Below are 12,026 nucleotides of genomic sequence, written 5' to 3'. Positions count from 1 at the left end.
CGGGGGACGCCGTGCGGCGCGGGGCCCCTCAGGGCGCTCGTGCCTGTCCCCGCCGGTGCACCGGCCGCGCCAGCAGTCCGCCCAGGAACCCGGTGACCAGCCCCCACAGCGCGGCGAGACCGAGCGCCTGCCACACCCGCGGGCGCAGGACCAGCTCACCCGAGAGCCCGCCGACATCGCCGATACCGAGCACGGTCAGGCCGTAGTGCGCGGAGACCCGGCCGGTCAGGCAGATCATCAGGACCGTGAGCACCAGCGCCACCGCCATGTGCGCGGCGTGCTGCCAGGCACGCATCCGCGCCGGTGAGCGGGCCGCCATCACGAACGCGGCCGCCAGCAGCAGTACGGCGTCCACGGCGACCAGCCACCACACCCGGCCGTCCTGCTCGGCGAGCGTGCCCAGGTTCAGCGCGGCGGTGTCCTCGCCGCGCAGCACCTCGTCCAGCACGTGCGGCACGGGCAGCCCGAACGGCCCCTCCACCCTGCCGTTCCAGGTGGCGCCGAGCCCGACCGTGAACGTCAGCCACACCAGGTTGGGCAGCCCCAGCAGGACGACCGCCAGGGTCTCCCGCGGACGGCCGCGGGTCGCCGCGACCACCAGAGCGATGACGACCCCCAGCACGACACAGGCGAGCAGCAGCGCGACCATCGCGTACGCGGCCGGCCGCACCGACTCCTGGAAGCGCAGGAGCCGGGCCGGCAGCGGAGCCCCGCGCGCGACGAGCAGCGCGATCAGCAGCACGGAGGCCAGCCACAGCAGCCCGGACAGCAGGGTGAGCGGCACGTCCGTGGCGAAGCCGACCTGCGGGCTGACCCCGAACAGTTCACCGATGTCGTTCAGCGTGTCGTCGCCGAGGGAGACCGCGAAGGTCTGGCGGGCCGCGAGGGCCAGGGCGAGCAGGCCGAGCAGCCACAGCACGCCGATCCGGGCCGCCCAGCCGGCCAGCTCCCGGGCCCCGGCCACCGCCCGGTGCCGTAGCGGCCGAAGGAACCCGGCGGCGGTCACGAGCGCCCCGGCGAGGGTGACGGAGAGCGGCACCACGGTCAGCCCGGCGTCCGTGCCGGCGAGGTCTCCGGCGGTCCCGGACAGCTCCACCGTGCCGCCGACGGCCGTGACGACGGTCGCCGCGACCACCCGGGGGAACGCGCTTTCGGGCAGGTCCGCGGCACCGGCGGCCCACAGGCCCAGGGCGGCCACGGCCAGCATGGCGACCAGCCCGGCGAGGGCCGTGCCGAACGCCGCGACCCAGCCGTGGCGGGCGATTCGTGCCTGGTCGGAGGGGTTGTGGGCGCTCACCCTGCCACGCTAAGCAGCACCGGGGCCGCTCGCCCGCCGGGAGGGGCCGTCCGCGTCGGCGCGCGGGCGTCACCCGACCGGAGCACCGGAGTCCGCTCGCTCGCGGGACCCGCCGCGCACGGGGTGAAGGAGACGGGGACTGTCGAGCGCGGCACGGGGTACGAGCACAGATGCAGCAGCGTCCGGCCAGCCCGGCCTCCGAGAGAGAACAGCATGACCGAATTCCTGGACGGGGCAGTGATACCGACTGGTTTCGACGTACCCGTGGAACCGCTACGGCGGGCGGCGCACTTCACCGGTGAACCCGGTTGTATCGCCGAGGCACGTACCTTCGCCGCCCACTTTGTCGACCAGCTCAGGACAGAGTGGTGCGCGCGCATCGACGAGCGCGCGAGCGGCGCGGTGCTGCTCGTGGTCAGCGAGCTGGTCACCAACGCCGACCGGCACAGCAACGGCCCGTACATCCTGGAGATGGAGGGCACGGACGCCTCGGTCACGGTGTGCGTCTACGACAGCAGCGACGCGCTGCCCCTGCGGTTCCCGAAGGATCCCGAGCGCATCGGACGGCACGGGCTGGAGATCGTGCACGCGCTGGCCGCGGAGGTCACCGCCGAACGCGTACCGGTCGGCAAGCGGGTTCGTGCCCTGCTGCGGCTGACGGATTGATCACCGGGCATGCCGACGCCCCCTGCTCCGGGGGCGTCGGTCTCAGGCCTCAGGCGCAGCCCAGCTCACCCAGCATTCCCTCCCGGAGCCGGGTGATGATCCGCTTGATCAGGCGGGACACATGCATCTGGGAGCAGCCGAGCCGCTCGCCGATCTCCGCCTGCGTGGCCTCCTCGACGAACCGCAGATGCAGGATCCGCCGGTCGCGTTCGCTCAGCTCGGCCATCAGGGGCGCGAGCGCGTGGAAGTCCTCCACGAGCCGCAGCCCGTTCTCCTCCACCCCGATGAAGTCGGCGAGGACCGCCTCGCCGCTCTCGGCCCCGTCGCCGGTGAGCGCGGCGTCGAGCGAGGAGGAGTTGTAGCCGTTGGCGGCGATCTGCGCCTCCACGACCTCGTTCTCCGCGATGTTCATCAGTGTGGCCAGCTCCGTCACCGTCGGCTCCCGGTCCAGCCGGCCGGCCAGCTCGTCGCGCGCCTTGGCCAGCTCCACGCGCAGCTCCTGGAGCCGGCGCGGCACGTGCACGGCCCAGGTGGTGTCCCGGAAGAACCGCTTGATCTCGCCGACGATGTACGGCAGGGCGAAGGACGTGAACTCCACCTCGCGCGAGATCTCGAACCGGTCGATGGCCTTGATCAGGCCGATCATCCCGGTCTGGACGATGTCCTCCATGTCGTCCCCGCGGTTGCGGAACCGGCCGGCCGCGAACCGCACCAGGGACATGTTCATCTCGATGAGCGTGTTGCGCGCGTACTGGTAGTCATGGGTGCCCTCTTCCAGCACGGACAGCCGCTTGAAGAACTGGCGGGACAACTCCCGGGCATCGCGCGGCGCCACACTCCGCGGGTCCTCGACTCCCGGCAGGGGTGCGCCGTCCGTGCTGGTCCTGGCTGTGTCCTCGATGACCTGTGCCTCTGACCGGATCACGGCGGTGTGCATTGCCTCTCCCAAGGAAGTCACGGTTCGACGTCTGCTGCTCTCGGTCCGTGAGCGGAAACGCACAGGCGCACCCGCTCAAGGGGGCGGGTACCCCGCCTCGGCCGAGGCATGCGTGCCGATGTCGTGAAGACGGTGTCGGAGGACGGCGCGGGGAGGACGCCGCAGGCCCGATTCCACCGAGAGCGCAACGCCGGACACTTCCCGTGACGGGCCGCGCTCCTAGGCTGGAGAGGTGACCGATCAGATGCCGAACGCCGCCCGAGTGATCCCGCTGCGCCCGCCCGCCGCGCGCCCCACCCCCGGGCAGGACGCCCCCAGGGAGCCGCTCTGGCGCGACCTGGTCGGAGACGTCCTGCGCCGCGAGCGCCAGGCACAGGAGCGCACGCTGAAGGACGTCGCCGACGAGGCCCGGATCTCCATGCCCTACCTGTCGGAGGTGGAGCGGGGCCGGAAGGAGGCCTCCTCGGAGGTCCTCGCGGCCGCCGCCCACGCCCTCGGCCTGAGCCTCGGCGACCTGCTCGCGCGGGCGCACGGCGAACTGGTGCGCGCCCCCGGCCGACGGCCCGCCCGCATCCCTACGACGACCACCGCGCCGTACAACGGCCTCTGCCTGGCCGCCTGACACCGGCCCGGGTGCCCCGGGCGCCGGAATCAGGAAGTTCCGGCGCCCTCCGGCGCCCGGCTCAGCCCTCGACGACGCGTCGGCTCACGACCTCGTCGGCCAGCCCGTACGCCACCGCCTCCTGCGCCGTGAACACCTTGTCGCGGTCCATGTCCGCACGCAGTGTGGCGATGTCGTGGTGCGTGTGCCGGGCCAGCACCTCCTCCACCTGCGCGCGGATCCGGATCATCTCCTGGGCCTGGAGCGCGAGATCGGAGACCGTGCCCCGGCTGCCGCCACTGGCCGGCTGCCCCAGCAGCACCCGCGCGTGCTCCAGCACGAACCGCCGCCCCGGGTCGCCGCCCGCGAGCAGCACGGCAGCCGTGGACGCCGCCTGCCCCACGCAGAACGTCGAGATCGGCGCCCGTACGTACGTCATCGTGTCGTAGATCGCCATCAGCGAAGTGAACGAGCCGCCGGGGGAGTTGAGGTAGATCGCGATCTCCTGCTCCGGCGCCGCCGATTCCAGATGGAGGAGTTGCGCGATGACGACGTTGGCGACGCCGTCGTCGATCTCCGTGCCGAGGAAGATGATCCGCTCCGACAGCAGCCGGCTGAACACGTCGTAGGACCGCTCGCCCTGCGGGGTCCGCTCGACGACGTTCGGAATCGTGTACGTCCCCATGTCACAGCCCTGCCCGTCGTCGCGTCGAGGCCGGGCGGACGTCGGCGAGCGACTCCACCACCCGGTCCACCATGCCGTACTCCTTGGCCTCCTCGGCCGTGAACCAGCGGTCGCGGTCCCCGTCCGCGGAGATGGTCTGCGGGGACTGGCCGGTGTGCTCCGCGGTGATCCGCTCGATGGTGCGCTTGGTGAAGTCCAGGTTCTCCGCCTGGATCTCGATGTCCGCGGTGGTGCCGCCGATCCCGGCCGACGGCTGATGCATCATGATCCGCGCGTTCGGCAGCGCGAACCGCTTGCCGGGGGTGCCGACGCTGAGCAGGAACTGGCCCATGCTGGCCGCGAACCCCATGGCGAGCGTCGAGACGTCGTTGGGGACCAGCCGCATCGTGTCGTAGATGGCCAGCCCCGCGTGCACCGAACCGCCCGGGCTGTTGATGTACAGGGCGATGTCGGTGCGCGGGTCCTCCGCCGACAGGATGAGCAGCTGCGCGCAGACCCGGTTCGCGGAGACCTCGTCGACCTGGGTGCCGAGGAGGACGATGCGCTGGGCCAGCAGCTGGGCGGCGAGATGGTCGTCGAACCGGGTGGGCGGGGTGTCGCCCTCCTCGGCCCGTGGAGCGAGCAGGGTGCGCGGGGTCATCGGGTCTCCTCGTCGTCGCGGGACATGCCGTCGACTCCACTCTTGGCCCAACCCGACGCCCGCACGCGGTTTCTCTGCCCGCGGCAGATTCGCCCAGGGCAGAGCACCCGGCCCGGCTCCTCGGGCGCGGCGGCCGGAGGAACGCCGCGGCCCGACCGATGAGTTCCGGGGCGGGCGGGGGTCGACACTGAAGACCGCGTTCCCCACCGCAGGAGGTACTCATGACCACCGACGGATTCACCACGTGTCTCTGGTTCGACGGCCAGGCCGAGGAAGCCGCCCACCACTACGTGTCGATCTTCAAGAACTCCGGGCTCGGGAACGTGACGCACTACACCGACGCCGGGCCGGGCACCGCCGGGGCCGTGCTCACCGTGGAATTCACGGCGAACGGCCAGAAGTTCGTCGCGCTGAACGGCGGCCCCCAGTTCACGTTCAACGAGGCGATCTCGTTCCAGATCGACTGCGCCGACCAGGCGGAGGTCGACTTCTACTGGGACAAGCTCCTCGAAGGCGGCGGCGAGCCCGGCCCCTGCGGCTGGCTCAAGGACAAGTACGGCGTGTCCTGGCAGGTCGTCCCGGCCGCGCTCATGGACATGATCACCGGCGGCGACCAGGAGAAGTCCGCCCGGGCCATGAAGGCCATGCTCGCCATGGGCAAGCTCGACGTCGCCGCCCTCCAGAAGGCCTACGACGGCGTGTAGGCACCGCGGTGCCCGGGCGCGCTAACGGGACCCGGTCTCGGCCAGGATCTCCCCGATCACATGCCGGGAGTTCGCCGCCAGCGGCGGATTGGTCCGCCAGTAGTACGGCAGCTGGATCAGCGAGATCGACAGAGCCCACCCCCGGCCGCGCGCCCACTCGTCGTCGTCCGCGCCGACCGCCTCCCGGAAGGTGCCGCGGGCCGACGCGGGCAGCAGGTTCCAGGCCACGATCAGGTCGACCGCCGGATCGCCCACCCCCGCCGTGCCGAAGTCGATCACCCCGGCCAGCCGGCCGTCCGCGACCAGCACGTTTCCCGGTGACAGGTCACCGTGCGCCCACACCGGCGGCCCGGCGCGCCCCGCTACCTCCAGCGCCTGCCCCCACAGCGCGGTGACCGCGTCGGTGTCGATCCGCCCCGCCAGCGCGGCGATGGCGTCCCGTGTGGGCGCGTCCCGCTCGGCCAGCGGCACCCCGCGGGGGTTCGGCGGTCCGTCCGCCGCGTCGACGGCGCGCAGCCCGGCCACGAACGCCCCCAGGTCCGCGGCGAGCCGCTCCGGCCGCTCGACGGCGCCGGCGACCGGGTTGTGGCCGTCCAGCCACGCGTACACGGACCACGGCCACGCGAAGCCCTCGCCCGGGCCGCCGAGCCCCAGCGGCACCGGCGCGGCGACCCCCAGCAGCGGGCCCAGCCGGGGCAGCCAACGCTGCTCGTGCGCCACGCTCTCCACGGCGCCGGGATGCCGGGGGAGCCGTACGACCTTGTCGGTGCCCAGCCGGAACATGGCGTTCTCGGTTCCCGAGGACGCCAGCCGCGCCACCGGCAGCCCCGCCCACCGCGGAAACCGGGCGGCGACCAGCCGGGCCACCAGTGGGGCGTCGATGTCCACCTCGTCCGCACGCATCCTCATGGCAGCCATGCGGCACATTCCAGGTGACCGATGCTCACGCTGTCCAGCGAATTGCGGGCCGGGGGACTCGGCGGAGGGTGGTGCTCCCGCCCCTCCCGGAGCCGGGAGCACCACCACGGAGACGGGCCCCGCCCCCTTCGGAGGCGGGAGCACCACCCGGTCTCAGACCCGGTCCGCCGCGATCATCAGATACTGGAAGCTGCCGTTCTTGTAAGCGGTCAGGAACGTTTCCTCGATGCCGGTGACCAGATGCTCGGCCTCGCTCCGCAGCTCCCAGTACGGGATGGTCGCCTCGGTGAGGTCCTCCACATGGACCGGCACCAGCCGGTTGCGGGCCATCGCCCGGAAGTACTCCGAACGCGGGTGGATGTCGCAGATGTAGTGGGCGTTGATGAGCGACACCTCCCGCGAGGCCTGTCCGTAGGTGTCGTTGTAGCAGCCGGTGATGACGACGTACCGCCCGCCGCGGCGCAGCAGCCGGGCGTGCTCGGCGAAGAGCAGGTCCAGCTCGACGTACATGCTCGACTCGTTGTTCCACGAGGCCGCGTACGCGCCCGTCTCCAGGCCGGTGTCCAGCATGTTGCGGTGGTGGTAGCGCACCTTGTCGTCGATGCCCCGCTTACGGGCCTGTTCGTTCGCGAACGCGGCCTGCTTGGCGGAGATGGTCACGCCGTCCGCGTGGCAGCCGTGGCGCAGATGGGCCGTCACACTGCCGCCGCCGCGCCCGCAGCCCGCGTCGAAGACCCGGTCGTCGGGGGTGAGCGGGCCGAGCCGGGAGGCGAGCACCTCGGCCTGGGCGTGCTCCAGCCGGTGCAGCTCGGCGGTGACCCGCTCCTTGCGCAGGCCGGGGTCGGGCTCGTCGAGCACCGTCCGGTCGGCGGCGCCGATGCCGTAATGATGGTGGTAGAGGTCGTCGATCCGCCCCAGCTCGAGGTTGACCGCGTTCTCCTCGGCGTTCCAGTAGTCCGCGACGCGGCCCTGGTAGACGGACTGGGTCGGCAGCTGCACGGTCGCGGCGAGGGCGTCGGTGGTCATGGTCAACGGTGACTCCTTGCGATGCTGTATATGACGTGGCGTCAAAGACGCGCTGTTCACCAGTAGTTCGGAAGGTGGTAGCGGTGGGTGTTGGTCGAGTGCCACGCGTGGTTGCCGGCCACCCAGTCCGACAGCCCTTGGAGGTAGCGCTCGACGAGCGGTGAGGTGGCGGCGAGCAGGGCGGACTCCTCCTCGAACGCCTCCATGATCTGGTTGTGGAGCTCGACCGACTTCAGATAGGCGGCCTTCAGACCGCACCGGTCGTTGGCGGCGACGACCTGCGGCAGATTGAGGTGGGTCGGATCGGACGCCAGCTCCTTGGTGAAGGAGTACAGGTCGTTGACGATCGTGGTGGCGTTGCAGGCGAGCGCCGTGACCCGCTGGATCTCCGGGCGCGCGTACAGCGGCTCGGGCAGTTCGTACCCGTCGATCGCGTCGACGATCGACAGACACGGCCGGAAGTTGTTGAACTGCCGCATCACCAGGTACTCCCAGATCCGCGGCACGTATCCCGCCTCCCCCCAGGCCGCCTCGCCGAGGTAGCCGAGGTGGAGCCGGGCGATGTCGTGCACGAAGCGGTCGGTCTGACTGGGGGTGGCCAGTGCCCCGAAGTCCTTCAGCGCCCAGTGGTACGAGCGCAGCGGTCCGTCGGCCTGCACTCCGCGTGCCCACTCCTCCTGGAGGCCGGGCGGGCCGTGGTAGGGGTCGAGCGCCGACTGGGCGATGATCAGCCGGCCGCCCAGGCCACTGCGCGAACCGCCCTTGTCCTCGTCCTCCTCGCAGTAGCAGTTGTCGACGATGTTCTCCGCAAGCAGCAGCTTTCCGGCGACGGTGAGGCGCTCCGGATCGGCCGCGCCGGGATGCTGGAGCACCACGGCACGGCCGAACTGGAACCCCGCGAAGTCCCCGTTCCAGGCCTTCGGGAACAGCTCCAGGGCCTGGGCCCACTCCTCCAGCCGGCGGTCCACCTCCGCCGCCTTCTCCGGGTCGGCGGGGGCGACCTCCCGGTACCGCAGTCCGGGGATCGCGCCGCCGCGCCGGGCCCGCAGGGAGGCGGCGAGGTTCGGCGGGCCGGGCAGCGCGCTCGCGGTGCTCGGGGGCGTGCTCATCGCGTACTCCCCGTCCTCACTCGGCCGCCCGGCCGACCTGGACGTTCTCCAGAACTCCGGCCGCGTCGGGCACCAGCAGCGCCATCGAGTAGTACGCCGTGACGAGGTAGCGGATGATCGAGTTGGGGTCGATCCCCATGAACCGCACGTTCAGGCCGGGCTGGAACTCCTCGGGGAGCCCCGTCTGGTACAGGCCCACGGCCCCCTGGTCGCCCTCACCGGTGCGCAGCGCGATGATGCTGCTGGTGTGCTGCTCGGTGATCGGGATCTTGTTGCACGGGAAGATCGGCACCCCGCGCCAGGCCGGGATCTCGTGCCCCTCGACGTTCGCCGTGCCCGGGACCAGACCGCGCCGGTTGCACTGCCGGAAGAAGGCCGCGATCGCCTTGGGATGAGCCAGGAACAGCTTGGTCTTGCGCCGCATCGACAGCAGTTCGTCCATGTCGTCCGGGGTCGGCGGCCCGGTGAAGGAACTCACCCGCTGCCCGTAGTCGATGTTGTTCAGCAGCCCGAACTCCCGGTTGTTCACCAGCTCCCACTCCTGGCGCTCACGGATCTCCTCGACCGTGAGGCGGAGCTGCTGCTGGGTCTGGTTCATCGGGCTGTTGTAGAGGTCGGCGACCCGGGTGTGGACCTTCAGCACGGTCTGGGTCAGCGACAGCTCGTACTCGCGCGGCGAGAGGTCGTAGTCGACGAAGCCGGCCGACAGCGTGGGCTCGCCGACATGGCCGGCCTGGAGCGGCAGGTCCGCCTCGCCCTTGCGGTTCATGGGGCGCCGCTGCCGCTCGGCGTAGGCCTCCAGGTGTGCCGCGAGGGACGGCACCCGGCCGACGAACTCGCGCAGCACGTCCCAGGGCAGCGCCAGCAGTACACCCGCGGTGTCCGCGCGGACCGAGGTCAGCCACAGCGGATCGTCCTGGCCGACCGCCTCCTCGCCCAGATGGTCGCCCCCGGAGACGACGCCGACGACCTCCTCCTCGCCGTACTTGCCGGCGGCGAAGCGGGTGAACCGGCCGTGCACGACGAGATAGGCCTCCGTGACCGGCTGCCCCGCCTCGACGATCACCTGGCCGGCCCGGACCTCCCGGGGCTGGAAGCGGGAGGCGAGCTCGCCCAGCGTGCCGTTGTCGGAATAGCCGCGCAGGGTGGGCAGCTCGGTGAGCGTCTGCGGGATGACCCGGATGTCGTTCCCGCCGTTCTGCTCGAACTGCACCCGGCCCCGGCCCACCTTCAGCTGGAGCCGCCGGTTGACCCGGTACGTGCCGCCCTTGACGTCCACCCAGGGCAGCATGCGCAGCAGCCAGCGCGAGCTGATGGCCTGCATCTGGGGCTCGGACTTGTGGGTGGTGGCGAGCTGGCGGGCGGCCTGGGTGCTGAGGCTGGTGAGCTGCCCGTCGGCGGAGGGTTCGGGGGCGTGTTCGTCGAGGGCGGGACCGGTGGCGCTGTCCGGTGTGGACACATTCCCTCCAGGAAGGTGCACGGAGATGAGCGGATGGGGGGTGAAGATCGGTTCGGTGATCCGCGGCACCAGCCAAGCACTCTGTGTGACGGAGGGGTACGGCGTGAAAGGGGCGGGTTCGTGCGCCACGGGGTGCGGACCGTGCCGCACGGGGCGGGCGGTGCCCCATGGGCACAACCCCGTGTCCTGCGCGCTTCCGCACGCCCGCGATCACAGGCGTGGAACGGGTCGTTCACCGGATCGAGGGACGGAGCCGGGAACGGTCGACGCCGGTCGGTCACGTCCCGTCACGTCCGGGCCCGCTCCTGCCCGGGACCGGCCCTGAGGGGCGGTTCGGCGCGCGAGCCGCCGGGTGGGTGGATAGCGTGAGGAACCGGACAGAGTCATCTCAGCGGAAGGCTGCGGTCATGGCCGTACAACCAGAGGGAACCCCTTGTTGGGCCGACGCGATGTTCAGCGACGTCGAGGGCGCCAAGAGCTTCTACGGAGACGTCCTCGGCTGGACCTTCGGCGAGTCGTCGTCGGAGTACGGCAACTACACCCAGGCCTACGCCGACGGCAAGGCGGCCGCCGCCGTCGTCCCGCCCATGCCCGGCCAGGAGGGGCAGTCGCAGTGGTGCCTGTACTTCGCCTCCCCGGACGCCGCCGCGACCGCCGCGAAGATCCGTGCCGCCGGCGGCGAGGTGCTGATGGAACCGATGCAGGTCGGCGACTTCGGCACGATGTGCCTGGGCCGTGAGCCCAGCGGCGCGGTCTTCGGCGTCTGGCAGGCCGGCACCCACGAGGGCTTCGAGGCGCAGGGCGTCCCGGGCGGCTACGGCTGGGCCGAGGTCTTCACCCGCGAACCCGAGAAGGCGGACCGGTTCTTCACCACGGTCTTCCCCTACACGGCGCAGCAGATGGAGGACGACGCGATCGACTTCCGTCTCTTCAACGTCGGCGACGACACGGTACTGGGCCGGATGAAGATGACGGACGACTTCCCGCCCGAGGTGCCGTCGTACGTCAACGTCTACTTCGTGGTCCCCGACTGCGACGACGCCGTCGCCAAGGCGACGAAGCTCGGCGGTGTCCTGCGCTTCGGGCCGATGAGCAGCCCCTTCGGGCGCTTCGCGGCGCTCACCGACCCGCAGGGCGCGAACTTCTCCGTGATCGACCTCGGGACGACGGAGGGCGAGGTCCCGAGGACCACGCCCGTGTGAGGCCGGGCGGCCGGAGCCCTCGCGCGGCCATGGCATGATCGTGCCCATGCGTGAACGTGTTGTGGCCGCGTGCGACGGGGCTTCCAAGGGGAACCCGGGACCGGCCGGCTGGGCCTGGGTGGTCGCCGACGACTCGGAGGCACCGGACCGCTGGGAGGCGGGGCCGCTGGGCCGGGCCACCAACAACGTCGCCGAACTCACCGCCCTGGAACAGCTGCTGGCGGCGACCGACCCGGACGTACCGCTCGAGGTCAGGATGGACTCGCAGTACGCCATGAAGGCCGTCACCACCTGGCTGCCCGGCTGGAAGCGCAACGGCTGGAAGACCTCCGCCGGCAAGCCGGTCGCCAACCAGGAACTGGTCGTCCGTATCGACGAGCTGCTCGACGGCCGCTCGGTCGACTTCCGCTACGTCCCCGCCCACCAGGTCGACGGCGATCCGCTGAACGACTTCGCCGACCGGGCCGCGAGCCAGGCGGCCGTCGTGCAGCAGGCGGCCGGCAGCGCGCAGGGCTCCCCCGTGCCGCCGCCCTCGCCGGACACCCCGAAGCCGAAGGCGGGCCGTTCCGCCGGGGCCAAGTCGCCCCGGCGAAGCGGCGGTTCGTCCGCGCGCACGATCAAGGCCAAGTTCCCCGGCCGCTGTATGTGCGGCCGTTCCTACGCGGCCGGTGAGCCGATCGCCAAGAACGCCGAGGGCTGGGGCCACCCGGAGTGCCGGACGGCCTAGGCCGTGTCGGGCGTCGCGAGCCGGACGGGACCTTGCGGACACGACCTGGGCCGTG

13 protein-coding genes are annotated in these 12,026 nt (G+C 71.6%); 5 read left to right on the top strand and 8 right to left on the bottom strand.

The genetic code is table 11. The features are described 5' to 3' along the window. Positions 1-28: 28 nt before the first annotated feature. Positions 29-1,297 (bottom strand): streptophobe family protein, encoded by a 1,269-nt coding sequence (locus tag IE275_RS14735; protein WP_189711710.1) that lies wholly within the window; start codon positions 1,295-1,297, stop codon positions 29-31. A 213-nt stretch (positions 1,298-1,510) separates the two neighbouring features. Here IE275_RS14735 and IE275_RS14730 point away from each other — a divergent pair, with 213 nt between their 5' ends. Continuing rightward, on the top strand, positions 1,511-1,963 hold the full coding sequence (locus tag IE275_RS14730; protein WP_189711709.1) for an ATP-binding protein: 453 nt from the start codon (positions 1,511-1,513) through the stop codon (positions 1,961-1,963). A gap of 49 nt (positions 1,964-2,012) precedes the next feature. Here IE275_RS14730 and IE275_RS14725 read toward each other — a convergent pair whose 3' ends face one another. Further along, on the bottom strand, positions 2,013-2,900 hold the full coding sequence (locus IE275_RS14725; protein ID WP_189711708.1) for an RNA polymerase sigma factor SigF: 888 nt from the start codon (positions 2,898-2,900) through the stop codon (positions 2,013-2,015). 232 nt (positions 2,901-3,132) lie between these two features. Between IE275_RS14725 and IE275_RS14720 the strand changes: the two genes are divergently transcribed. After that, positions 3,133-3,522, top strand: coding sequence for a helix-turn-helix domain-containing protein (locus IE275_RS14720; RefSeq protein WP_229870241.1), 390 nt, complete (start codon positions 3,133-3,135; stop codon positions 3,520-3,522). A gap of 61 nt (positions 3,523-3,583) precedes the next feature. Here IE275_RS14720 and IE275_RS14715 read toward each other — a convergent pair whose 3' ends face one another. Next, positions 3,584-4,186, bottom strand: coding sequence for a ClpP family protease (locus tag IE275_RS14715; protein WP_189711707.1), 603 nt, complete (start codon positions 4,184-4,186; stop codon positions 3,584-3,586). Between the two features lies 1 nt (position 4,187). Then, on the bottom strand, positions 4,188-4,826 hold the full coding sequence (locus IE275_RS14710; protein ID WP_189711706.1) for an ATP-dependent Clp protease proteolytic subunit: 639 nt from the start codon (positions 4,824-4,826) through the stop codon (positions 4,188-4,190). A gap of 221 nt (positions 4,827-5,047) precedes the next feature. Here IE275_RS14710 and IE275_RS14705 point away from each other — a divergent pair, with 221 nt between their 5' ends. After that, positions 5,048-5,530 carry a VOC family protein gene (locus tag IE275_RS14705; protein ID WP_189711705.1) on the top strand — a complete coding sequence of 161 codons (483 nt, stop codon included), beginning with the start codon at positions 5,048-5,050 and terminating at the stop codon, positions 5,528-5,530. Positions 5,531-5,551: 21 nt separating this feature from the next. On the opposite strand, the gene IE275_RS14700 is transcribed toward IE275_RS14705, so the two are convergent. From IE275_RS14700 to IE275_RS14685, 4 genes are all read right to left on the bottom strand, one after another. Continuing rightward, entirely contained in the window at positions 5,552-6,448 is an 897-nt protein-coding gene (locus IE275_RS14700) for an aminoglycoside phosphotransferase family protein (RefSeq protein WP_229870240.1), read from the bottom strand. A 153-nt stretch (positions 6,449-6,601) separates the two neighbouring features. Further along, a complete protein-coding gene (locus tag IE275_RS14695; protein WP_189711704.1) occupies positions 6,602-7,474 on the bottom strand; it encodes a geranyl diphosphate 2-C-methyltransferase in 873 nt (290 codons plus the stop codon). Between the two features lie 56 nt (positions 7,475-7,530). Then, positions 7,531-8,583: a family 2 encapsulin nanocompartment cargo protein terpene cyclase gene (locus IE275_RS14690; protein ID WP_189711703.1), complete on the bottom strand. Its 1,053-nt coding sequence runs from the start codon at positions 8,581-8,583 to the stop codon at positions 7,531-7,533. Between the two features lie 16 nt (positions 8,584-8,599). Beyond that, the gene (locus IE275_RS14685) at positions 8,600-10,042 is read right to left on the bottom strand and encodes a family 2B encapsulin nanocompartment shell protein (protein ID WP_189711702.1); all 1,443 of its coding nucleotides are present in this window, start codon (positions 10,040-10,042) and stop codon (positions 8,600-8,602) included. A 407-nt stretch (positions 10,043-10,449) separates the two neighbouring features. Between IE275_RS14685 and IE275_RS14680 the strand changes: the two genes are divergently transcribed. Together IE275_RS14680 and IE275_RS14675 are read left to right on the top strand one after the other, a co-directional pair. Then, positions 10,450-11,244, top strand: a complete 795-nt coding sequence (locus IE275_RS14680; protein WP_189711701.1) for a VOC family protein — start codon at positions 10,450-10,452, stop codon at positions 11,242-11,244. Between the two features lie 34 nt (positions 11,245-11,278). After that, positions 11,279-11,971: a ribonuclease H family protein gene (locus IE275_RS14675; RefSeq protein WP_189711700.1), complete on the top strand. Its 693-nt coding sequence runs from the start codon at positions 11,279-11,281 to the stop codon at positions 11,969-11,971. Positions 11,972-12,026 lie beyond the last annotated feature (55 nt).

It is taken from the genome of Streptomyces phaeofaciens (genome assembly GCF_014648915.1).
Taxonomy (GTDB): domain Bacteria; phylum Actinomycetota; class Actinomycetes; order Streptomycetales; family Streptomycetaceae; genus Streptomyces; species Streptomyces phaeofaciens.
The sequence above is the reverse complement of the archived record's forward strand: the minus strand, read 5'-3'. Positions and strand labels throughout refer to the sequence as shown.